The following is a 23,630-nucleotide window of genomic DNA, read 5'->3' as shown; positions in this document are numbered from 1 at the left end:
GTGCCATGTGGATGGTTCTGGGCCTCGCGCACCTCTCCGCCTGCGACGGGGGACTGCGGGTACCCAACCCCGAGAGAGACCCCTGTACCGAGGAGCTCGTCACGCTGCGCGTGGAGGTAGTGGACACCCAGGGAGCCACGGTGAGCGGTGCCGTCGTCACGGCCACCCACGCGGACACGGGCCACTCCGTCACCAGCACCACGAGTGAGCGGGGCGTGACCACGGCGGTGAACGAGGACATCGGCCCGGGCCGGGTGCGGCTGACGGCCCTCGCAGGCACCCGGCCCAGCGACTCGGCCGAGGTGACGTGGACGTGTGATGAGTGCCACTGCTACCCCGAGCCCAGCTCGGTCCAGTTGCACGTGCGCCCCTGAGCCCTCGGGGGGCCGGTCCCTCCAACGGCATTTGTTCCGGACGGCGTGACTCGATAGGTTCGGAGTCATGTCGAGCGTGCAAGATCTCCTGTGTTGTTCCGTGGCGGAGTTGACCGAGCGGTTCGTCACCCAGTCCCGTTCCATTCCCCAAGGACTGCTGGAGGCCCTGGAGGCGGACACCCGGCAGGGCGCCCGCGCGCTCGCCCGCCGTCTGCGTCAGCAGCAGGGGAAGAACCGCTCGGAAGGCCAGCGCCTGCGCCACCTGCTGCGCTTCGAGACGGAGCTGTGGGAGCAGGGCCATCTGCACGTGGCGGGCGTGGACGAGGCCGGCCGGGGCCCGCTCGCCGGACCCGTGGTCGCCGCGGCGGCCATCCTCCCGCGGGGCTGGAAGCTCGAGGGGCTGGACGACTCGAAGAAGATCGCCGACGAGTCCCGCCGGGATGAGCTGGCGGAGGCCATCAAGCAGGGCGCGGTGGCGTGGGCCGTGGGCCAGGCGGAGCCCGAGGAGATCGATCGGCTCAACATCCGCCGGGCGAGCCTGCTCGCGATGCACCGTGCGCTCCAGGGCCTGGGCATCCAGCCCACGTTCGTCCTGCTGGACGCCTTCACCATCCCCGAGTGCACCCTGCCCCAGCGCGGCATCATCAAGGGCGATGCCCTGTCGCTGAGCATCGCGGCGGCGTCGGTGCTGGCGAAGACGACACGCGACCGGACGATGCGGGAGCTGGACACGCTCTACCCGGGCTATGGGCTCGCCGAGCACAAGGGCTATCCCACGGCCTCGCACGTCCAGGCCATCCACGAGCGGGGCGTGCTGCCCATCCACCGCCGCAGCTTCGCGCCCGTGCGGGAGGCCCTCGGCCTGCCCGTGCCTCCTTCTCCTCAAGGCGAACTCTTCCCAGGACCAGATCCCATATGAGCGCGGACCGAGACATCGACGGTTGGTTCGCCGAGCGGGGCATCACCTCGGCGACGTCCCGGAGCCGGGCCCGGGCGATTCTGGAGGAGGCGGGCCTCACCCGCCCAGGCAAGACGCGCCTGAGTGAACCCAAGCTGCCCCGGGCCGAGCAGCTCCTCCTCGAGCGCTTCTACCGCGTGTGCACCGCCGCGGAGTGCCAGCAGGCGGCACGGGCCAGCGGCCGTGAGCCCCTGCCGGTGGAGCCCCGAAGCCACTGCGAGCACTGTGGCGGCTCGAACAACCACCGGGCCGAGGTGGCCTTCCTCCAGACGTGTCTCCAGCACGCGGTGCGCCGGGTGGTGGTGGTGGGCGGCTCGCCCGCGGTGCGCGAGGAGCTGAAGGACAAGCTCGGCGGCCGGCTGGAGCTGCGCGTGGTGGATGGCACCGAGCGGCGCACGGGCACCCAGGCCCAGGGCGACCTGGAATGGGCGGACCTGGTGCTCATCTGGGGCGCCACGGAGCTGCACCACAAGGTGAGCACCCACTACACCCAGCCGGGCACGCCCCATCGGCACAAGGTGGTGCACGTCGTGCGGCGGGGCGTGGCCGCGCTGCTCGACGCGGGCATCACCCACCTGAAGCAGCGCTGAACACGACAGCGCGTGCACCCCGGGTGTCCGGCCCTCCACTGATGGGCCGGACACAATCGAGCACGGAAGGACGGCGAAGCGATTGCGACGGAGCGTCACATGCGCTACGTCCAGGGGTGTGCTGCGTCTGCTCCTCGTGCTCGCGCTGATCAACGGCCTGGTGCCCGCCTTTGGCGAGGCGCTGGAGCTGGTCGCCGACTACGCGGCGTCCGGCCATGTGGCGCACCTGGAGCCGATCCAGGCGGACCCGCAGTCGGGCGACGAGCACGGCTGCGGCCCCACCGAGCACCACTGCCGGTGCTGTGCGAGCCAGTCCCTGCTGCCCACGGCGATGTTCGGCCTCATGTTGCTCGACGTCCGGGAATCGCCACGCACGCCCTTCGTGCACGAGGCCGTGGCCGAGCGGCCCGGTGTGCGGCTCTTGAGGCCCCCCATCCGCGCGTGAGTCCCGGGCTTCGAGTCACTCGTCCGTTGAGCTGAAGCGCACGTCGAGGCGAACCGATGCCCCGGAGGAACCGTCCTCCCCGGGAAGAGGTGCCGGACCCCCGTGGTCCGAGCGCACCCGTCTTCCCGTGGGGGTTTCCCGCCGTTGGGTTTCCCTCTCCTGGCCTCGCTGGTGCCACCGTGCTCTCCCCTCTGTCCCTGACGTTTTGTCTGTTCCTCCAGTCCGCTGCCGTGCCCCACCCGTTGACCGTGGAGGAGTCGGTGGCGATCGCCCTCGAACGCGGTCCCCGCCTCATCTCCGCCCGGGCCGAGGCGGCCAGTGCCCGGGCCCGCCTGGAAGGCGCCTCGCTGCTCGCCCAGGAAAATCCCCAACTGCAGGGCGCCGTGGGGCCCCGGTGGAGACGAGCCAGGGAGAGCGCCGAACCGAGCGTCGATGTCTCCCTGGGCGTGAGCCAGCGGCTCGAGCTGCTCGGCCAGCGGGGCGCCCGTCAGGATGCGGCGACGGCCCAGCTCGCCGCGAGCGAGGCACGGCTCCAGGCGCTCCGCGTCACCGTGGCCGCCGAGGTGCGCGGCGCCTTCGCCCGGCTGCTGGCGGCCGAGCAGGAGCTGCGCCTGGATGACGAGGGACGGCTGCTCGCGGAACAAGCGCTGAGGGCCGCCGAGGAGCGGCTGACGGCGGGAGCCGCCTCGCGCATCGAGGTGAATACCGCGCGGGTGGAGATGGGCCGGGCCGCGCACGAGCGCGTGCTCTCGGTGCGGCGCCGGAGCCTGGCACTCGCGGAGCTGCGCCTGCTGCTGGGGCTGGAGCCCACCGAGACCCCTCGCCTGTCGGAAGACTGGAAGCCCGATGACGCCGAGCTCCCCCCGCTCGAGGCACTGCTGGAGCGGGCGCTGGCGCAACGGGCCGAGGTGAAGACCGCACGCGCCGAGCTGGGCGCGGCGCGTGCCGAGGTGACGCTCGCCTCGCGCGAGGCGCTGCCCGTGCCGCGCCTGGGCGCCAGCTACTCGCGCGAGGAAGACGCCCACATCGTCCAAGGGACGCTGGGCATCGAGCTGCCGCTCTTCAACCGCAACCAGGCAGCCCGGGGCCTCGGCGCCGCGCGACAGCACCAGGCCCAGGCCACACTCGAGGCCACGGAGCGGATGGTGCGCTCGGAGGTGGCCCTGGCCCTGGAGCGCTACCAGAACGCGCGCGCCGCGATGGCCGTGTATGGCGCGGACGTGCTGGAGGCGCTCCAGCAGAACCTCGCGCTCGTCAACGAGGCGTACCGGGCGGGCAAGGTGGACTTCTTCCAACTGCTCGTCATCCGCCGGGACGCGCTCGACGCCCGGCGCGGCTCCATCGATGCGCTCGCGGAGCTGCACATCGCCGAGGCCCAGCTCCAGAGCGCGCTCGGGAGCCAGCCATGAAGGCGCGCACACTTCTGGGCGTGCTCCTGGTGTGGCTCGGGGCGGGCTGCTCGAAACCCTCGGGAGGCCACCCGCCCGAGGAGGGCGCGGCGCACGCCGGAGAGGAGCACTCCGCCGGGGAGGAGCACGGCGAGCAGAGGGTGCGGCTCACGCCCGAGGCGATGCGCTCGGCGCGGATCCAAACGCGGGAGGTCCAGAGCAAGCAGTTGTCGGTGGGGCTCACCGCGCCGGCGCGGGTGTCCTTCACGCAGCGGGGCGTGGCACAGGTGGCCGCGCGGGTGCCGGGGCGGCTGTCGAGCATCGAGGTGAACCTGGGGCAGCGGGTGAAGAAGGGACAGGTGCTGGCCTACCTGGAGAGCCCGGAGCTGGGGCGGGCGCGGGCGGACTACCTGTCGGCGGCGACGAAGGCCCGGGTGGCCGAGGACAACTACCGCCGCGAGAAGGAGCTGCTCGACAAGGGCATCACCAGTGAGCGGGAGATGCGCGAGGCGGAGAGCACGTTCGTGACGGCGCAGGCCGAGCGCAACGCGGTGGATGGACGGCTGCATGCGCTGGGCCTGTCCGACGAGGAGATCGCCGCCCTGCGCGGCAACGAGCACTACAGCACGCGCCTGGCGGCCCTCAGCCCGCTGGACGGCACGGTGGTGGAGATCACCGGCACCGTGGGCCAGGCGGTGGAGGCCACCACGACGCTCTTCACCGTGGGGGATCTCTCCACGTTGTGGGTGCTGCTGGACGTGACCGAGGTGCGCGTATCGGAGGTGAAGACGGGGCAGCGCGTGGACATCACGGTCGCGGCGCTGCCGGGCCGGCGCTTCCAGGGACGGGTGGAGTACGTGGGGGACATCATCCACGAGAAGACGCGCACGGTGCCGGTGCGCGTGGGGGTGGACAACCAGGACGGAGCGCTCAAGCCCGGCATGTTCGCCCAGGCGGAGATCGCCACGGATCCAGGAGATCCCGCCGCGCCTCCGCGGCTCGTCGTGCCGCGCGAGGCGGTGCAGAAGCTGGGGACCCGGCAGGTCGTCTTCGTCCCGGAGGGGCCTGGGGCCTTCAAGCCGGTGGAGGTGCGCACGGGCTTTGGCTCTGGAACGGAGGTGGAGCTCGTCTCCGGGATCGAACCGGGCACGTCCGTCGTCACCCAGGGCGCCTTCATCCTCAAGTCCGAGCTCTCGCGCGAGAGCATGGGCGAGGGCCATTCCCACTAGGGAGGCGAGTGCACCATGTTCGACTCGCTCATCGCCTTTTCCCTGCGCAACCGCTTCCTCGTCTTCCTGCTGGCGGTGCTGCTCATCGGCTTCGGACTGGACGCGCTGCGCCGGCTTCCCATCGACGCCGTGCCGGATGTGACCAACGTGCAGGTGCAGATCCTCACCTCGTCGCCGGGCCTGGGGCCGGTGGAGGTGGAGACGTTCATCACCCTGCCCGTCGAGGCCGCCATGGGTGGCCTGCCCGACACGCTGGAGGTCCGCTCGCTCTCGCGCTTCGGCCTGTCCGTCGTCACCGTCGTCTTCCAGGACGGCGTGGACATCTACTTCGCGCGCCAGCTCGTCCAGGAGCGGCTCGTGTCCGCGCGCGAGAACATCCCCCTCGGCTACGGCACGCCGGAGCTGGGGCCGCTCTCCTCGGGACTGGGGGAGATCTACCAGTTCGAGGTGAGGGGCGAGGGGGTTGGCTCCATGGAGCTGCGCTCCATCCTGGAGTGGCAGATCTCCCCCCGGCTGCGCTCGGTGCCGGGCGTCGTCGAGGTCAATGCCTTCGGCGGAGAACTCAAGACGTACGAGGTGCAGGTCGAGCCGGCGAAGCTCGTGGCGTATGGCTTGTCCTTGCAGCGCGTCTTCCAGGCGCTCGAGGAGAACAACGCCAACGCGGGAGGCGCCTCCATCGCGCGGGGGCCCGAGCAGGTGCTCATCCGCGGCGAGGGGCTCATCGAGTCGCTCGCGGACATCGGGGACATCGTGCTCACCACGTCTCCCCAGGGGACGCCGGTGCTCGTGCGGGACGTGGCCGAGGTGCGCTTCGCTCCCCAGGTGCGGCAGGGAGCCGTCACCCGGGACGGGCGGGGAGAGGCCGTCACCGGCATCGTGATGATGCGGCTGGGGGAGAACTCGCGCGAGGTGGTGGACCGCGTGAAACAGGCGGTGGAGGCCATCCGCCCCACCCTGCCCCCGGGCATCGAGATCGACACCTTCTATGACCGCACGGATCTGGTGCGCAAGACGCTCCACACGGTGGCGCGCAACCTCCTGGAGGGAGGGCTGCTCGTCATCGTGGTGCTGCTGCTCATGTTGAGGAACCTGCGCGCGGGCCTGCTCGTGGCGAGCGCCATTCCGCTGTGCATGCTGTGTGCGTTCATCGGCATGCGCCAGCTCGGCATCTCGGGCAACCTGATGAGCCTGGGGGCCATCGACTTCGGGCTCATCGTGGATGGAGCGCTCATCATCACCGAGAACGCCGTGCGGCACCTGGCGCGGCGCCACCAGGAGCTGGGCCGGCCCCTCACCCGCGAGGAGCGGGACGAGGTGGTGCACCGCTCGACGGTGGAGATCCGCGGCGCGGCGGCCTTCGGCGAGGTGATCATCGGCGTGGTGTACCTGCCCATCCTCACGCTGAGCGGGGTGGAGGGGAAGATGTTCCGGCCCATGGCCATCACCGTGCTGTGCGCCCTGGCGGGGGCCTTCGTGCTGTCGCTCACGCTGGTGCCCGCGCTCGCCTCCGTCTTCCTGCAACGCGACATGGAGGAGCGGGAGAGCGCGATCGTGCGCGCGGCGCGGCGCGTGTACGAGCCGGCCCTGGCGTGGTGCCTCGCGCGGCGCCAGAAGGTGGTGGCGATCGCCGCGGGCGTGCTGGCGTTGAGCCTCGCGCTGGTGCCGCTGCTGGGCACGGAGTTCATTCCGCGGCTGGACGAGGGCGCGCTGGCGCTCCAGGCGTGGCGCGTGCCCTCGGTCTCGCTGGAGGAGTCCGAGCGGCAGACGGGCCTCATCGAGACGGTGCTCAAGCGCTTCCCCGAGGTCACCACGGTCATCTCGCGCACGGGGCGAGCGGAGATCGCCACGGACCCGATGGGGGTGGAGATCAGCGACATCTACGTGATGCTCAAGCCCCACGAGGAGTGGACGACGGCGGACACGCGCGAGGGCCTCATCGCCGCGATGCAGCGGGCACTGGGCAGGGAGGTGCCCGGCAATGTCTTCTCCTATTCACAGCCCATCGAGCTGCGCGTGAGCGAGCTGCTGTCCGGGGCCCGCTCGGACGTGGTGCTCAAGCTGTACGGCGAGGACATGGAGGAGCTGGAGCGGACGGGAAACCGGCTCGCGCAGGCGCTGTCCCGGGTGCCGGGGGCCGCCGACGTGAAGGCCGAGCAGGTGGCGGGCCTGCCGGTGGCGCGGGTGCGGATCGACCGGCAGGCGCTGGCGCGTCACGGCATCAACGTCCGCCAGGTGCTCGACACCATCGAGACACTCGGGGGCAAGGAAGTGGGCACGGTGCTGGAGGGGCAGCGGCGGTATGCCTTGCAGGTGCGCTTCGCCGCCTCGGCCCGTCAGCACGTGGAGCAACTGGAGAGCCTCCCGGTGGCGGGTGCCTCCGGGCAACTCATTCCCCTGTCTCAGTTGGCGCAGGTGGTGGTGGAGGAAGGCCCCGCGCAGGTGAGCCGGGAGAACATGCAGCGGCGGATCGCCATCGAGGCCAACGTGCGAGGGAGGGATCTGGGAGGCTTCATGAACGAGGCGCAGGAGGTGGTGGGCCGCGAGGTGAAGCTGCCTCCCGGCTACTGGCTGGAGTGGGGAGGACAATTCAAGAACCTGGAGTCCGCGACGAGCCGGCTCGTGCTCGTGGTGCCGCTCACCCTGCTGCTCGTCTTCACGCTGCTGTACACGACGTTCAACGCGGTGCGCCCAGCGCTGCTCATCTCGCTCAACATCCCCTTCGCCGTCACGGGCGGACTGCTGGCGCTGGGGGTGCGTGGCATGCCGCTGTCCATCTCCGCGGCGGTGGGCTTCATCGCGCTGTTCGGCGTGGCGGTGCTCAACGGGCTCGTCCTCGTGGCGGCCATCCGCCGGTTGCGCGAGGAGGGCCTGCCGCCGCTCAAGGCGCTCCAGGAAGCGGCCCAGGTGCGGCTGCGGCCGGTACTCACCACGGCACTGGTGGCCTCGCTGGGCTTTCTGCCCATGGCGTTCGCGACCGGAGCGGGCGCCGAGTTGCAGAAGCCACTGGCCACGGTCGTCATTGGCGGACTGCTCAGCGCCACGCTGCTCACGCTCCTGGTGCTGCCCACCGTCTATCCATGGTTCGACACGGAGCCTTCCGCCAGCGATTGATCGACATCATCGCGGGACCCCCTCGCGGCCCGCGAAGGCGGGCAAGCCCCCGCACGATGGGATAGCTTGACGAGATGAAGCTCCGACTCCCGAGTGCGAAGGAACTCGCATCCCGCCTCCTGCCTCGTCGCGCGGCCGTCTGGACGCGCCGCGCGGTCGAGCACGTCCTACCGCCTCCCGACCTCGACGCGCACGAGCACGCGCTCTGCGAGGCGGTCAGGCCCTTCACCATGACCAGCCCCGAGCGGATTGTCTCCCTGGAGAAGGCCGTTCGCTATGTCGTGGAGAACGAGCTGCCCGGGAGCATCGTCGAGTGTGGGGTGTGGCGAGGGGGAAGCATGATGGTCGTCGCCCGGACGCTGCTCGCGCTCGGGGTCCGCCGGGAACTCTGGCTCTACGACACCTTCGAGGGGATGCCACCGCCGTCCGACGCCGACGTCTCGTGGCGGGGCACATCCGCGGCGGACTTCCTCGGGGCCCCCGAGCGGGAGCGTGACTTCAACGTGTGGTGCATCGCCGATGAGGCGGACGTCCGGGCGAACGTGGCCAGCACGGGTTACTCCCTGGAAGCAGTCCACTTCGTCCGCGGGAAGGTCGAGGAGACGATTCCCGCGCGGATGCCGGAGCGGATCGCGCTCTTGCGGCTCGACACCGACTGGTACGAATCGACCCGGCATGAGCTGGAGCACCTCTACCCACGTCTCGTGCCCGGAGGGGTGTTGATCATCGACGACTATGGGTACTGGCAGGGCGCGCGCAAGGCGGTGGATGAATACCTAGCCTCGCTCGCGCGCAAGCCCCTTCTGCAGCGCATCGACTCGGCTGGGAGACTCGCCATCAAGGTGTGACGCCCCGGGAAGCGTCAAACTCGACTTTCGTCCCAGGGGAGCATGTCGTCCCGAGCAAAATTCCACGGGCTTGTGGGGCAGCCCACGTAAAACGAGGCTCCGCGATCGAGGCGGCCCTCAGCAACCATGAGAGCGTCGGCTGCGGTACGTCCATTCGCGTGACGAGGCCGAGGCACTCACCGCTGGCGGCCCCAGCATCCGCTTCTCCATCTGTCGCCTACTCGGAATCCTCCTCTGATTCGTCTGTTTCCACCTCTTCCCCTTCTAGGGGTGCGCTCATGAACGTAAACCGCCCAGGCAATCGGACGACCATGAAACCCTTTCCAGCGATTCTGACGCGCTCTGCGTCCTCTGCCTTCCCGCTGGCCAGCCATTTGTCCGCCTCTTCCCGTGTTGAAAACTCATGGGAGACTTTCAGCTTGAATGAGGGGTCATAAACATCCCTGTAGAACCTGCGAAAGTCATCCTCTTTCCGGATGTGGCGGGGATAGATCAATGCAATCTGCGCAAGCTCGATTGCGTCTCTCTCCGGTGATCCCTCTGGGTGCTTCTGGATGATTGAGTTGAGAATGTGGAGAATTGCCTCTGTGTCGAAGTCTGGGATATAGGGCATGGCGGCGCCGAGCCTTTCGGTTTCTTCCTACTGGAGGCGAAGTCTAGGGTTAGATGGGAACAAGAAAGAGCGCGCCACCAATTATCGCAATGACAAAGCCTACTCCGGCCACTACCACATGAGTTCCGGGCGGTGCCTCGGGTGTGTGCTCTTTGAGCCAGTCGAGCGCTTCGCTCATGCTTGGAAATGTCAGCTTCTTGCTCTGTGACTCTTGCCGCTCGAGCTCCTCTTGTTTGTCGACACACTCATTAAATTCTTCGCGGCACGTCCTGGTGCAGTATTCGCGGTGTACAGCGGAGTGTTTCTTGATGCTCCAAACAGGAGGCTTGCGCCTCCAGCACTTGTCGTAGCACTGTATTTGCAGTTCGTTGCAATAAGCCTCAGCTCCAGCGCCACCGATGCCGCGTGCATCTTCTTGAAAGTCGATGCTGCTTGCGTTCTCGGTGATCAGGTACATCTTGCGCTCGGGCACTTGCGTGTGGGCGCATCCGAGGTTTACCACTGCCACGGCCACCATCAGCGCCATCAACCGCGTCAGGCCTGATGGGTACATTGCCTTGCTCCTCGGCGCTTCACTCCGTTAGCTATCTGCACTCCCGTCCAACCTCGGCGGAGTAGACCACCCCATGCACAGCTTCAGCCGAGGGTCGCATGAACTGCGGCGCTCGGCTGGCTCAAAACAGCGAAAGTCGGGTTTGACACATTCCGTGAGAGGAAAGATGTCGGAACGAGTCATTTGGCACCCCTTCCCGACACCCTTCCCGGGGCGGACATGGGTACGCCCTGAACAATGGGCCTTCAGGCCCCGTGTGCGGCACCACGTCACGCACAGAATGGGCTTGAAATGAAAAAAGCCCCGGCGTATTGAACCGATCGGTTCAAATGACGAGCCCCGCCGCACTCGCTCGCAACGGGCGTCACGGCGCACATCCGAAAGAAGAGGAACTGCTATGTCCGATATGTCCGAGACCGTTCGAGTGGTGGTCGTCTATCACAGCGGTCGTGGTGGCCACACGACGAAGGTGGCCGAGGCGGTCGCGGCCGGTGCCGCGAAGGTGCCCAACACGGAGGTCCAACTCCTCTGGGCCGAAGATGCGCCGAAGCACTGGGACGTCCTGGACTCCGCCGATGCCATCATCATGGGCGCGCCCACGTACATGGGCAGCTTGTCGGCTCAGTTCAAGGGCTTCATGGATGCGACCTCTCACCTGCAGTACGCGCAGAAGCGCTGGGCCAACAAGGTGGCCGCGGGCTTCACCAATGGCGGCTCGCGGGGTGGCGACAAGCAGAACTCCCTGATTCAACTCATGACGTTCGCGGCGCAGCACCACATGCACTGGGTGAACCTGGGCCTGCCGTATGGCAACAACCGCTCCTTCACCAACGAGGACGTGCTCAACCGGGATGCGTACACTCTGGGCGTGGCGGCTCAATCCAACCTCGATCAATCCTCGGACGTCGCGCCACCGCCGGCCGACTTGAGAACCGCCGAGTTCCTCGGGCAGCGCGTGACGAACGTCGCCAGGGAATTGAAGGTCGGCCGGGCGGTCCTCGCCCAGCGAAAGTGAGTGGAACATGTCACGACCCAAGGGGTTCAACCGGGAAGGGGTCATGAGAAAAGCCATCGGCGTGTTCTGGAAGAAGGGCTACGCCGACACGAGCCTTCAGGACCTCGAGCGTGCGACAGGCGTCAACAAGTCAGGGCTCTATTCCGAGTTCCAAGGCAAGGACGACCTGTTCACCGAGAGCTTGAAGTTCTACCTCGAGCAGGCCCACACGGATGAACTCCTCTCCGCCCAACCCCTGGGCCTGGACAACGTCGAACGCTTCCTCGCCCTCGGGTTGCGCTGCGCTTACGGCTCGCCAGGCTGCCTGTTCGTCAACTCGTTCCGCGAGGTGGCGGTGCTGCCCCCCGCTGTCGAGACACTGATTCGCGAGAACCGGCGCCAACTCCGCTCGGCCCTGACGCGCAACCTCGAGGCCGCGCTGCCCTCGGGCGACGCCAAGGCGTTGGCCGACCTGGTGCTGACGTTCTTCTCGGGCCTCACCCTCGAGCAGAACCTGGCCACGGACGAAAAAGAGACCCGGCGGAAGATCGCGAGCTTCATGCGCTTGCTGCGTGCTCAAGCCGGGGCGGACACGACCTCCCCCTGAACCATGGGCCGTCAGGCCCCCTGTCCGGCGAGCTGGTGTCATTCGTCGAGGTACGTCGAACAAATGCGCCACCGCCGCACCCCGAGGAGCGCGGCCAGGCCTGATTGACGCATCAAGGGGGAAACCTCCTGCTGAAGGGTTATGGGAAGCCACCAAGGCCGTGCTCTGGTTCGAGCACAAGACGGGCCATTCTTGGTGCACCCACATGTTTCATTGCCCTGGCTATACCCTCCTCGGACTCCTGCAAGCCACGTCCTCCCATCTCCTCTACCGTGCACTCCGAGAGGTGGATCGCCAGCCCGTCATCCTCAAGACGCCCCGCTCCGACTTCCCGGGAGCCCGGGAACGAGCGCTCCTCCAGCACGAGTACACGCTCCTCCAACGGCTGCGCGGGACACCCGGAGTCATCCAGGTCCACGCCTGTGAGCTGCTCCAGGAGCGTCCGGTCCTCATCCTCGCGGACGAAGGCGGCGCCCCGCTCTTCGCGCACCTGGGTCCGCCCTTGGCTCCCGAGCGATTCCTCCCCATCGCCCTCGGCCTGTGCGCCACCCTGGCCGAGGTCCACCGCCGGGGCGTCATCCACAAGGACATCAAACCGGCCAACATCCTCCTGTCCGCCTCCGGCCGGCCCTGGCTCATCGACTTCGGCATCTCCACCCTCCAGCGGATGGAGCATGTGGAGGCGTCTCCCGCGCCGCTCGTGAAGGGGACTCCGGCCTACATGTCTCCGGAACAGACCGGGCGGATGAACCGGGCGCTGGACTACCGCACCGACCTCTACTCCCTGGGCGTCACCTTCTACCAGATGCTCACGGGACGTCTGCCCTTCGAGGGCAGGGACTTGTTGGAGTGGTTTCACGCCCACCTGGCCCAGACACCGCTGCCCCCGCACCAGGTGGAACCCGCGGTGCCACCCCTCCTCTCCGCCCTGGTGATGAAGCTTTTGTCCAAGAGGGCCGAGGAGCGCTACCAGGGAGCGGAGGGCTTGCGGTTCGATCTGGAGCGCATCCAGCGTGGAGAGGAAGACTTCCCCCTGGGGGAGCGGGACGTGCCCGCGCGATTCCTGCTGCCCCAGCGGTTGTATGGCCGGCAGGCCGAGGTGGACACCCTGCTCGAGACCTTCGAGCGCGTGGCACGGGAGGGCCGGCTGGAGTGGGTGCTGGTCCGCGGCTACTCGGGCATTGGCAAGTCCTCCGTCGTGCATGAGTTGCACAAGCCCGTGTTGAGGCGCCGGGGCTTCTTCCTTCACGGCAAGTTCGACCAGTTCCAGCGGGACGTGCCCTACGCCACGCTGGTGCAGGCCCTCCGAGGCCTCATCCAGCACCTCCTGGCCGGGAGCGACGAGGAGCTCGCCACCTGGCGGCACCGCCTGTTGGAAGCCCTGGAAGGGCAAGGACAGAGGCTGTTGGGCATGGTGCCGCAATTGGAGCTCGTCCTGGGCAAGCAGCCCGACGTGGCGGAACTATCGCCCGAGGCCGCGCAAAACCGCGTCCATCATCTCTTCCAACGCCTGCTGAGCGTCTTCGCCACGAGCGAGCGCCCACTGGTTCTCTTCCTGGATGACTTGCAGTGGGCGGATCTCGCCAGCCTCAAGCTGTTGCAATACCTCGCGTCCCATCCGGACACGCCCCCCCTGTTGTTGGTGGGCGCCTATCGGGACAATGAGGTGAGCCCCTCGCATCCCCTCCTGTCGGCGCTCGCCGAGGCGCGCAAGGCGGGGGCCCGGCTCGGGGACATCCACCTGGGAGCCTTGTCCCCCGAGCAGACCCGCCAACTGGTGGCGGAGGCCCTCCCGGGTGCCCGTCCGGACGTCGTGGAGCCACTGTGCGCCCTGGTCTGGGAAAAGACCGCGGGCAATCCCTTCTTCCTGTTGCAACTGTTGCAGACGCTCCACCAGGAGGAGTTGGTGACGCGTGCGCCCGAGGGGGGCTGGCGCTGGGACGAAGCGGGCGTGAAGGCGCGTGGCTACTCGGACAACGTGGTGGACTTCATGGTGGGCCGGCTGCGCCATCTGCCCGAGGACACGCAACACCTGCTCCAGCTGGCCGCCTGTGTGGGGAGCACCTTCCCGCTCTCCCTCCTGGCCCACCTGACCCGGCGGGAGGTCTCCCAGGTGGAGGATGGCCTGGAGCCCGCCCTGCGGGAGGGACTGGTGGAATGGACGGGTTCCCAACACCCGCGATTCCTCCACGACCACATCCAACAAGCCGCCCAGGCGCTCCTCCCGGACGAGGAGCGCAAGAGCGCGCACCTGCGCATCGGCCGCCAATGGCTGCACGACCTGTCTCCGGAAGAACTCGACGAGCGCCTCTTCGATGTCGTGGGCCAGCTCAACGCGGGCGTGGAACTGATGGGGGACGAGGGGGAGCGCTCGCGCCTGGCGCACCTCAACGCACGGGCGGGCTTCCGGGCCAGGGCCGCCTCGGCCCACCATTCGGCCGTGGGCTGTTTCACCATGGCCCTCTCCCTGCTGCCCGGCGACCCCTGGGAAGCCGACCATGCCCTGACCTTCAAATTGCGCTCGGCGCAGATCACCAGTGATTCGATGAGCGGCCATTCCGACAAGGCCGTCCTCCTGGCGGAGGAGTTGTTGAGCCAGGCCCGTACGCGCTCCGACATGGCCGCCGCCCACATTCTCAGGGGCCGCCTCCACGGCCTCGCCGGCAACACCCAGGGTGCTGTCAGCACCCTCCTGGAATGCCTGCGGAAATTCGGATGGGACCTGACGCTCACCCCGCCCGAGGAGGAACTCCACCGGGCCGAGGAGGAACTGGGACTGTTGCTGCAACGGCATTCCGTCGAGGAGCTCCTCGCCCTGCCCTCCCCGACGGATGCGGACCTGACGGCAACCATCGACGTCTTGTCGGCCTTGAGCGCCTCGGCCCTGTTCGCCAATGTCAGACTGTCCACCCTGGCCGCCCTCCAGTCGGCGATCTTGAGCATCCGCCACGGCAACACGGAAGCGTCCGCGAACAGTTATGTCCTCTGCTCCTCCTGGTATGGCACCAATCGCCAGAAATACGGTGAAGCACGCGCCCTTGGCGAACTCGCCCTCCGCCTGAGTGAGCGCTACCCACTCTCCCCTCACAAGATCCGGGTGCTGAACTACTCCGCGACCATCCAGAGTCTGTCCGTCCCCTTCGCCCAGGTCCGAGAGACCATCCTCGCCGCCCTTCGAGAAGCAGTCCTGAGGGGAGACGATCCGGGAGCCTGCGCGTCTTGCTTCTCGCTCATCCGAAACCTCCTGCTCGAGGGTCGTGAGCTTTCCGAGCTCCACCAGGAGTCGAAGGCCTTCGAGGAGTTCGTCCGCAAGTCCAGCCATCCCATGTTCGCCCACCTGGCGCGCTATAACCTGCGCCTCGTGCAGCAACTGCGAGGGCTCACGCCCTCGTTCTCCTCTCTCGATGGGGAGGGGTTCGATGAGGCGAGCGTCGAAGAACAGCTCGTGAGGAGTGGCTCGCCTCAGTTCCACGGGCTGTTCCTCCACATCAAGATGCAGTCGCGCTTCATGTGTGGTGACTACGAGCAGGCCCGCCAGGCCCGCGCGAAGGCCTCGGAGAAGGCCCCCAGAGCGCCGGGCGATCCCATGCGGTTCACCTATCATCTGTATGGGGCGCTGACACTGGCCGCCTGCCACCGGAGCGCGTCCCCCGCCGAACAGCGGGAGCTCCTCGTCGAGCTCGACAAGCACCGTCAACAGCTCGCGGCCTGGGCCAGCGGGTGCCCGGCGAACTACCTCGCCGCCGAGAGGATGGTGACCGCCGAGCTGGCCCGGCTCTCCGGCAACACCGAGGAGGCCCTGCGTGCCTACGAGGCCGCCCTGCTCGCCGCTCGCGAACACGGCGGCCCCCACCTCGTGGGCCTCGCCAGTGAGCTGGCCGCCCGTTTTTGCAAGGGCCTGGGCTTGCCCTCCCTCGCGACCGCCTACATCCGCCAGGCCCGCGAGGCCTATTTCCAATGGGGGGCCCACGGAAAAGTCCACCAGTTGGAGGAGCTGTGGCAGCAACTGCTCCCCGCGCCCGCCTCCGCCCAGGACACCACCACGGAGCAGGGGACAGGCCCCCAGCACGTCGATTCACTCGCCGTCATCAAGGCCCAGCAGGCCATCTCCAGCGAAATCCTCCTCGAGCCCCTGGTGGCCACCCTCCTGCGTGTCACCCTGGAGAGCGCCGGTGCCCAGCGCGCCGCCCTCTTCCTTCTCCAGGACGACGCACTCCAACTGGTCGCGCTCCAGCCCTCCTCCCCCTCCGACAGCGGGAGCCTTTCCGCCAGCTCACTGCCCCTGTCCCTGCTGTCCTACGTGCGGCGCACCCGTGAGCACGTCCTGCTCAACGACACCTCTCGGCCCCACCCCTTCTCCTCCGACCCCTACTTCTCCTCGTCCTCCGCCCGCTCCATCCTTTGCCTCCCCTTGCGTCGCCAGGAAGCCGTCTTCGGCCTGCTCTACCTGGAGAACTCCCTGACCCAGGAGGCCTTCTCCCCCGCCCGGCTCTCGCTCCTGGAGCACCTCGCCTCCCAGGCCTCCATCTCCATCGAGAATGCCCGGCTCTACTCGAACGTCCAGAAGGCCGAGGCCGCCCTGCGCCAGGCCAACGAGGAGCTGGAGGCGCGCGTCCACCAGCGCACCCACGAGTTGAAGCGGGCCCAGGCCAAGTGGGTGGAAACCGCCCGCCGGGCGGGCATGGCGGAAATCGCCTCCAATGTGCTCCATGACGTGGGCAACGCCCTCACCAGCATCGTCGTGGACACCACGCTGATGCGCGACACGCTCGCCACCTCCCGCGTGGGCCGCCTCCGGCAAGCCGCCGCCCTTCTGGAAGACAACCGTGCCCACCTGGCCGACTTCCTCACACGGGACGCGCGCGGCCTCGAACTCGTGGACTACTTCACCCAACTGGCCAAGGAGCTGGAACGGGAACAGGCGTCTCTCGCCACGAGTCTGGACACCCTGGACACCCAGGTGTCACGGGTACGTACCATCGTGGAGAGTCAACAAATCCATGCCACCTCCACCCTGTTGTGGGAAGAGTGCGACCTGGGCGAGTTGATGGAGGAGGCCCTGCGTCTTCAACAAGGCGCCCTGCTTCAGGCCCAGGTCACCATCTCCCGCGACGTACAAGCCCTTCCCCTGGTGAAGACAGACAAGCACAAGGTGCTCACCATCCTGTTCAACCTGCTGAGCAATGCCCGCCAGGCCCTGGAAGCGCACCCCCAACCCGCACCTCACCTCACCCTCCGTCTGGCCCAAGAGGGCGACTGGGTGCGCCTGCAGGTGATGGACACGGGAGTGGGCATCGCTCCGGACATCCGTCCGCACCTCTTCACCCAAGGCTTCACCACCCTCCCCCACGGCCATGGGCTCGGCCTGCACTCCAGCGCCCTGGCCGCGCGACTCATGGGCGGACGTCTCTCCCTGGACAGCGAGGGCCCGGGCCGCGGCACCACCGCGACCCTGCTCATCCCCTTTCTCGCCCCTACCCGCACTTTTGAATCGGACTCCAAAGAGCCTTGAAGGCCAGCCACCCCATGAATGCGAGGGTCACGTGTTAAATCCCGCCGCGTTCCCAAACTCGCTTCATGGAGAAATCCGATGGCCGCGTCCTTCAAAACCACTCTTTTCAGCGTCCTCGCCGCATTGACCCTCAGTGCTCCAGCCTGGGCCGCCACCCCGAGCACCCAAGAAGTCTGGCAGCACCACATCCAGGCCTGGGCGGCCCAGGACGTCGCCGCCATCACGTCGGATTACACCGACAGCTCCATCCTGATTCTCAACAATCAGGTCATCCGCGGCAAAGCAGGCATCGCCCGGGCCTTCAGTCAGTTGTTCCAGATCTTCAGCACCGGCCAGAACCAGTTGGATCAACCGACCATCAATGGCCGCGTCATCTACCTCACCTGGCGCTATACGCCGAAGAATGAAAACACGTTCTTCGGCAGCGACACCTTCGTGGTCGAAAATGGAAAAATCCAGATTCAGACCATCGCCTCGGAACTCTATATCAGCCACCCCGTCAAGCCTTGACCGGTAAGCCTCCGGCGGGGGGGTGGAGCGGCTCTATTCCATAGGCTAGGTTCTTATCCCATGGGATAAGCGCCTCCCAGGCCGGCGCTGGGTTCCGGCCAGGAAAGCCCCTGGAGAGACGCGGGTTTACGTGGACGGGCCCCCCGGAGAATGGCCTGGCACGCCCGATGCTCAAGGCCAGGGCATGGCGAACCTCTCCCTCTTCCAGACTCCTCGCGGCCCGGCGATGCCCCCGCCCGATGCCCTCAACGAGGAGGGCGCTCCTGCCTTTGCCTTCACGCCCCGGCACGCGCTGGCCCAGTACGCGGCCACCGGCTGCCTCAACGGCACCTTCTACGCCGCGGCCGAGGTTCAGCTCGATCAGTTGCTCGCGCTGAGCGGCCAGGTGGAGCCGGAGTTCGTGGCGCGCACGGCCCTCTACTGCCGCCACCGTGGGTACATGAAGGACACTCCGGCGCTGCTGTGCGCGGTGCTCTCGGTGCTCGGGCCCGAGCTGCTGCCCCGCGTCTTCCCGCGCGTCATCGACAACGGCCGCATGCTGCGCACCTTCGTGCAGATCATGCGCTCGGGGCTCGTGGCCCGCCGCTCGTTGGGGAGTCTCCCCAAGCGCCTGGTGCGCGAGTGGCTGGAGGCGCGCGACGAGGACACGCTCTTTCGTGACTCGGTGGGCCAGTCCCCCTCGCTGGCGGACATCGTCCGCATGGTGCACCCCAAGCCGAAGACGGCCCGGCGCGAGGCCTTCCATGGCTACCTGCTGGGCCGGCCCCACGCGCGCGAGGCCCTGCCGGAGCTGGTGGCCCACTACGAGGACTTCAAGGCCCGCCCCACCTCGCGCGAGGTGCCGGAGGTGCCCTTTCAACTGCTCACCTCCCTGCCCCTGAAGACGGAGGCGTGGGTGCGTATCGCCCAGAGGGCCTCCTGGCACATGACGAGGATGAACCTCAACACCTTCGCCCGGCATGGCGTCTTCAAGGAACCGGGCATGGAGAAGATGATCGCCCGGCGACTGGCGGATCCGGCGGAGGTGCGGCGGGCGCGGGTGTTCCCCTATCAGCTCCTGGCGACGTGGCGCGCGGTGGGGCGCGCGGTGCCTGCGCGGGTGCGCGATGCGGTGGAGCAGGCCATGGAAGTGGCCATCGAGAACGTGCCGCGCGTGCAGGGCCGGACCTATGTCTGCGTGGACGTCTCGGGCTCCATGCAATCGCCGGTGACGGGTCATCGCGAGGGGGCGACGACGGCGGTGCGCTGCGTGGACGTGGCCGCGCTGATGGCGGCGGCCATGCTGCGCCGCAACCCGGGCGCGCAGGTGGTGCCCTTCGAGCATGACGTGGTGCCGCTGGCCCTCCAGGCGCGCGACAGCATCATGACCAACGCCCAACGGCTGGCGGCGGTGGGTGGCGGCGGGACGAATTGCAGCGCACCTCTGGCGTGGCTGAACGCGCGTCAGGCGAAAGGAGAGTTGGTCGTCTTCGTGTCGGACAACGAGTCCTGGGTGGACGCGCGGGCGGGAGCGGGAACGGAGACGCTGCGACAGTGGGAGCTCTTCCGGCGCCGCAATCCGAACGCGCGGCTGGTGTGCATCGATCTCCAGCCCTACCGGACGACCCAGGCGCCGGAGCGCGGGGACATCATCAACGTGGGAGGTTTTTCGGATGTGGTGTTCGAGCTGATGTCGGACTTCACCCGGGACGGGTTGGATGCCCGCCGGTGGGTGGAGTCCATCGAGAGCACCGAGCTTTGAGGAACGCCGAGGGCCGGATGCGAGTGTGACTACATTCTAAACTGTCCGTCTCACTCACCCCTTGCCGGCCCATGGCGGAGGGGGGAGGCCGAATGCGAACGGGACTACATTCCCAATTGTCCGTCTCGTTCACTCCTTGTCGGCCGCCCTCCTCTTCCTCGTTTTCCTCCTCCGTCGCTCCCCTCACACGCTCACGCTTCGGACTCCAGCCGCGCGAGCAGCAGAGCCATCGCGCGGTCCGAGATGGCACGGCGCACCCCGCTCCGGTCTCCCGTGAAGACGTGGCGCTCCACCTCGGCCCGCCCCCCCCGGCGCACGACCGCGAGGAAGGCCAGTCCCACCGGCTTGTCTGGCGTGCCTCCCGTCGGCCCCGCGATGCCCGTCTCCGCCACCGCCCAGTCCGCGCGGGAGCGCTCCAGCGCGGCGTGGGCCAGCGCCTCCACCGCCTCCGCGCTCACCGAGCCATGAGCCAGGAGCAACCCCAGTGGCACGCCCAACTGCTCCACCTTGGATTCGTTCGAGTACGGGATGAACCCGCGGTCCACCACCGACGACGCGCCCGGCACCTCCGTCAGCCGGGCGCACACGAGGCCGCCCGTACACGCCTCCACCAGCACCAGGCGCACGCCCTTCTCACGACAGCGCCGCGACACCTCCACCGCCAACACGTCCGGTGACTCGCTCATCATCCGTATCCGACCAACGTCCTCGGCCTCGCCTGTCCTCCCATCAGACCGAGGACGGAGCCACCAGCAGGGAGGTCGGAGCCGTCAGGGCCAGGGAAAGGCCAGTCGTCGTCAGCCTTCCGGTCACGGCGTCCCTCTTGAGGGACACGATGTTGTTGCTCTGCTGATTGGCCACCAGCAGGTAGGTGCCCGTCGGGTCCAGGATGAAATCCCGGGGCCACTGCCCCTGGGTGGAGGCGTGCTGCACCAGGGTCAGCTTCCCCAGCGAATCAATGGCGAAGACGACGATGCTGTTATGACCGCGGTTGGAGCCGTAGAGGAACTTGCCGTCTGGGCTGACCCGGACCTCCGCGCAGTAGCTGGTTCCGGTGTACCCGGCCGGCAACGTCGAAACGGTCTGCACCTCGGTCAGCGTGCCTTGCGCCGGATCGTAGGCGAGGGAGGTGATCGTCGAGTTGAGCTCGTTGATGACGAAGACGAACCGCTGACCGGGGTGGAACGCGAAATGGCGCGGGCCCGCTCCGGGCTTCGTGGAGAACGACGTCTGGGAACTGGCATTCAACTTTCCCAGTGTTGCGTCGAACCGGTAGATCATGACCCTGTCCGTGCCCAGGTCCGCGGCGAGCGCGTACTGATTGGCGGCATCCACCTGGATCTGGTGGGCGTGAGGGCTCCCCTGATTGGGATGGGGTCCCGACCCCTGGAACTGTTTCGTATCCGTGGGCGCGCCCAGTCCTCCATCGCTCCGGATGGGGAAGACGGCGACGTTTCCGCCACTGTAATTGGCGACCATCACGAACTTGTCGTTCCCATCCACGCTCACGAAGCAGGGAGCGCCTCCCAGTGAGGCCTGCTGGTTGATGAGCGTCAACGCCCGGGTCGTGGGATTGACGGCGAAGGCACTCACGGCCCCGCTGGGCCTGCCCTGGAACGACCCCAGCTCATTGACGGCATAGAGATAGCGGCCCTTGTGGTCCAAGGCCAGGAAGGAGGGCTCGGACACGTTCCGGGTGACAGCGACCTTCTGGAGGGCGCCCGTCGCCATCGTCAGACGGCACAGGGCGATTCCCTCGCCGCCCGCCGAGGTATACGTGCCCACATAGAGGAAGTACTCCGTGGGCACCGCGAGCCAACCCGGTTTGAAGTTCCCCAGGTACATGCCCATCACACCCAGACCGGAGGACCGCAGGAATCCACGACGCGTCAGATCAGTCTCGCTCATGGAAACAATGGAAAACCCAAATCTCTCCTAGACACCAGCTTTTTCTGGATTCACCATGTATTTCTCGATTTAGCACTTTTCATTGCTATCGCGATTATTACGCATGGGGTGAAAAATGCGTGAACACCGGCCTCCTCCATCAGCAGCCAGTGGTCGTTCGAGCAGGTGCGGTGAGCGGTGAGCCGCCGCCCGACTCGGACTCGTGGTCTCGAGTCGGGCGTGGCCCTCGCGCGAGAGAGGAAGCGCTACTCCTCGTCGCTGCGCAGCGTCGCGAGGACGTTGAGGTCCTCGAGCGTCGTGGTGTCGCCCGTGGTCTGCTTGCCGCTGGCCACGTCACGCAGCAACCGGCGCATGATCTTCCCCGAGCGCGTCTTGGGCAGCCCTTCCGCGAAGCGGATCTCATCCGGCCGGGCGATGGCGCCAATCTCCTTGCCCACGTGCGAGGCCAGCTCCTTCTTGAGCTCCGGCGAGTGGCCCACGCCCTTCTTGAGCGTGATGAAGGCCACCAGCGCCGTGCCCTTCAGGTCATCCGGACGGCCCACCACCGCCGCCTCGGCCACGGACTTGTGGGCCACCAGCGCGCTCTCCACCTCGGCGGTGCCCAGGCGGTGGCCCGCCACGTTCACCACGTCATCCACGCGGCCCATCAACCAGAAGTAGCCGTCGTCGTCCCGCCGCGCGCCGTCGCCGGTGAAGTACATGCCGGGCAGCTCGCTGAAGTACGTGTTCACGTAGCGCTGCGGGTCGCCGTACACCGTGCGCAGCATCGACGGCCACGGCCGGGTGATGAAGAGCTGGCCGCCCTGGTTGGCCCCCACCGGCTTGCCCTGCTTGTCGAGCACCTCCGTGTGGATGCCGGGCAGGGGCAGCGTGGCGCTTCCGGGCTTGGTGGGCGTCGCGCCCGGCAGCGGCGAGAGCATGATGCCGCCCGTCTCCGTCTGCCACCACGTGTCCACCACCGGGCAGCGCCCGCCGCCAATCACGTCGCGGTACCACATCCACGCTTCCGGGTTGATGGGCTCGCCCACCGAGCCGAGCAGCCGCAGCGAGGACATGTCGTGCTTGCGCGGGATGTCATCCCCCAGGCGCATGAAGGCGCGGATGGCCGTGGGCGCCGTGTAGAGGATGGAGATCTTCTCGCGGGCGATGAGCTCCCACGTGCGGTCCGCGCCCGGGTGCGTGAGCGCGCCCTCGTAGATGACCGAGGTGACGCCATTCATCAGCGGGCCGTAGACGACGTAGCTGTGGCCCGTCACCCAGCCGATGTCGGCGGTGCACCAGTAGACGTCCTCCTTCTTGAAGTCGAACACCCAGCGCGAGGACAGCGAGGCGAACACCGCGTAGCCGCCCGTCGTGTGCAGCACGCCCTTGGGCTTGCCCGTGCTGCCCGAGGTGTAGAGGATGAACAGCGGGTGCTCGCTCTCCACCCACTCCGGCTCGCACACGTCCGACTGCTTCTGGGTCAGCTCGCTCCAGGACTGCTCCTTGCCCTCCAGGCGCAGCGTGCCCTGCGTGGTGCGCTGGAGCACCACCACGTGCTCCAGGCTCTTCATCTGCGGCAGCGCCTTGCGCACGTTGTCCAGCAGCGGCACCACCGCGCCCTTGCGCCAGCCGCCATCCGCGGTGAGCAGCACCCGCGCCCCCGCGTCGTTCATGCGCTCGAGCAGCGCCTCGGCCGAGAAGCCGCCGAACACCACCGAGTGCACCGCGCCCACGCGCGCGCACGCCAGCATCGCCACCGCCGCCTCGGGCACCATGGGCAGGTAGATGCCCACCCGGTCCCCCTTCTTCACGCCCAGCGCGCGCAGGCCGTTGGCGAGCTGGTTCACCTGCCGCGACAGCTCCCCATACGTCACCTTGCGCCGATCCCCGGGCTCACCCTCGAAGAGGATGGCCGTCTTGTCCTTGAGCGCCGGCAGGTGCCGATCCAGGCAGTTGTACGAGAGGTTGGTGCGCCCCTCGACGAACCAGCGGGCATGCGGCGGCTTCCACTCGAGCACCGTCTGGAAGGGCTCCTTCCAGTACAGCTCCTCGCGCGCCCGCGCGCCCCAGTACGCCTCGGGGTTCTTCTCCGCCTCGTCCCACAGCCGACGGTAGTCCTCCATGCTGCCGATGTGCGCGCGGCGCGAGAAGTCCTCCGGAGGGGGAAAGAGCCGGTTCTCCACGAGGACTGATTCCAATGCCTGCGGGTTCGGACGCGGTGTTTCAGCCATGAGATCCTCCGGTGTGACGTATCGGGATACCCCCTT

General features: G+C 67.8%; 18 protein-coding genes. 13 read left to right on the top strand and 5 right to left on the bottom strand.

The annotated features are described in order from the left end of the window. Positions 1-5: 5 nt before the first annotated feature. The 8 genes from F0U63_RS13905 (at position 6) to F0U63_RS13870 (ending at position 8,943) form a co-directional block, all read left to right on the top strand. Positions 6-374 (top strand): carboxypeptidase-like regulatory domain-containing protein, encoded by a 369-nt coding sequence (locus F0U63_RS13905; RefSeq protein WP_395846382.1) that lies wholly within the window; start codon positions 6-8, stop codon positions 372-374. Between the two features lie 67 nt (positions 375-441). Beyond that, the gene (locus tag F0U63_RS13900; protein ID WP_395846381.1) at positions 442-1,293 is read left to right on the top strand and encodes a ribonuclease HII; all 852 of its coding nucleotides are present in this window, start codon (positions 442-444) and stop codon (positions 1,291-1,293) included. Then, positions 1,290-1,922, top strand: coding sequence for a hypothetical protein (locus F0U63_RS13895; protein WP_395846380.1), 633 nt, complete (start codon positions 1,290-1,292; stop codon positions 1,920-1,922). The genes F0U63_RS13900 and F0U63_RS13895 overlap by 4 nt, the downstream gene beginning before the upstream one ends. 118 nt (positions 1,923-2,040) lie before the next feature. After that, a complete protein-coding gene (locus tag F0U63_RS13890) occupies positions 2,041-2,367 on the top strand; it encodes a hypothetical protein (protein WP_395846379.1) in 327 nt (108 codons plus the stop codon). A 179-nt stretch (positions 2,368-2,546) separates the two neighbouring features. Then, positions 2,547-3,776, top strand: coding sequence for a TolC family protein (locus F0U63_RS13885; RefSeq protein ID WP_395846378.1), 1,230 nt, complete (start codon positions 2,547-2,549; stop codon positions 3,774-3,776). Next, positions 3,773-4,984 (top strand): efflux RND transporter periplasmic adaptor subunit, encoded by a 1,212-nt coding sequence (locus tag F0U63_RS13880; protein ID WP_395846377.1) that lies wholly within the window; start codon positions 3,773-3,775, stop codon positions 4,982-4,984. Before F0U63_RS13885 ends, F0U63_RS13880 begins: the two co-directional genes overlap by 4 nt. Positions 4,985-4,999: 15 nt before the next feature. After that, a complete protein-coding gene (locus F0U63_RS13875) occupies positions 5,000-8,095 on the top strand; it encodes an efflux RND transporter permease subunit (RefSeq protein ID WP_395846376.1) in 3,096 nt (1,031 codons plus the stop codon). Between the two features lie 74 nt (positions 8,096-8,169). Further along, the gene (locus F0U63_RS13870; protein ID WP_395846375.1) at positions 8,170-8,943 is read left to right on the top strand and encodes a TylF/MycF/NovP-related O-methyltransferase; all 774 of its coding nucleotides are present in this window, start codon (positions 8,170-8,172) and stop codon (positions 8,941-8,943) included. A gap of 217 nt (positions 8,944-9,160) precedes the next feature. On the opposite strand, the gene F0U63_RS13865 is transcribed toward F0U63_RS13870, so the two are convergent. After that, positions 9,161-9,556: a hypothetical protein gene (locus tag F0U63_RS13865; protein WP_395846374.1), complete on the bottom strand. Its 396-nt coding sequence runs from the start codon at positions 9,554-9,556 to the stop codon at positions 9,161-9,163. Positions 9,557-9,605: 49 nt separating this feature from the next. Further along, positions 9,606-10,109 (bottom strand): hypothetical protein, encoded by a 504-nt coding sequence (locus F0U63_RS13860; protein WP_395846373.1) that lies wholly within the window; start codon positions 10,107-10,109, stop codon positions 9,606-9,608. Positions 10,110-10,506: 397 nt separating this feature from the next. Between F0U63_RS13860 and F0U63_RS13855 the strand changes: the two genes are divergently transcribed. The 5 genes from F0U63_RS13855 (at position 10,507) to F0U63_RS13835 (ending at position 19,473) form a co-directional block, all read left to right on the top strand. Beyond that, positions 10,507-11,124, top strand: coding sequence for a flavodoxin family protein (locus F0U63_RS13855; RefSeq protein WP_395846372.1), 618 nt, complete (start codon positions 10,507-10,509; stop codon positions 11,122-11,124). Positions 11,125-11,167: 43 nt separating this feature from the next. Next, positions 11,168-11,710, top strand: coding sequence for a TetR/AcrR family transcriptional regulator (locus F0U63_RS13850; protein WP_395846371.1), 543 nt, complete (start codon positions 11,168-11,170; stop codon positions 11,708-11,710). Between the two features lie 205 nt (positions 11,711-11,915). Then, positions 11,916-17,222, top strand: a complete 5,307-nt coding sequence (locus F0U63_RS13845) for an AAA family ATPase (protein ID WP_395846370.1) — start codon at positions 11,916-11,918, stop codon at positions 17,220-17,222. 78 nt (positions 17,223-17,300) lie between these two features. Then, positions 17,301-17,732 (top strand): nuclear transport factor 2 family protein, encoded by a 432-nt coding sequence (locus F0U63_RS13840; RefSeq protein ID WP_395846369.1) that lies wholly within the window; start codon positions 17,301-17,303, stop codon positions 17,730-17,732. Between the two features lie 184 nt (positions 17,733-17,916). Continuing rightward, positions 17,917-19,473 carry an RNA-binding protein gene (locus F0U63_RS13835; RefSeq protein ID WP_395846368.1) on the top strand — a complete coding sequence of 519 codons (1,557 nt, stop codon included), beginning with the start codon at positions 17,917-17,919 and terminating at the stop codon, positions 19,471-19,473. A gap of 191 nt (positions 19,474-19,664) precedes the next feature. Here F0U63_RS13835 and F0U63_RS13830 read toward each other — a convergent pair whose 3' ends face one another. The 3 genes from F0U63_RS13830 to acs form a co-directional block, all read right to left on the bottom strand. Beyond that, on the bottom strand, positions 19,665-20,162 hold the full coding sequence (locus F0U63_RS13830; protein ID WP_395846367.1) for a CinA family protein: 498 nt from the start codon (positions 20,160-20,162) through the stop codon (positions 19,665-19,667). Between the two features lie 40 nt (positions 20,163-20,202). Next, positions 20,203-21,381: a lactonase family protein gene (locus F0U63_RS13825; RefSeq protein WP_395846366.1), complete on the bottom strand. Its 1,179-nt coding sequence runs from the start codon at positions 21,379-21,381 to the stop codon at positions 20,203-20,205. Between the two features lie 245 nt (positions 21,382-21,626). After that, complete coding sequence (acs, locus tag F0U63_RS13820; protein WP_395846365.1) at positions 21,627-23,594, bottom strand: acetate--CoA ligase; 1,968 nt, start codon at positions 23,592-23,594, stop codon at positions 21,627-21,629. Between the last annotated feature and the right edge of the window lie 36 nt (positions 23,595-23,630).

This window comes from Cystobacter fuscus (assembly GCF_044360685.1).
Lineage (GTDB): Bacteria > Myxococcota > Myxococcia > Myxococcales > Myxococcaceae > Cystobacter > Cystobacter fuscus_C.
This window is presented reverse-complemented; position numbering and strand designations above follow the sequence as displayed.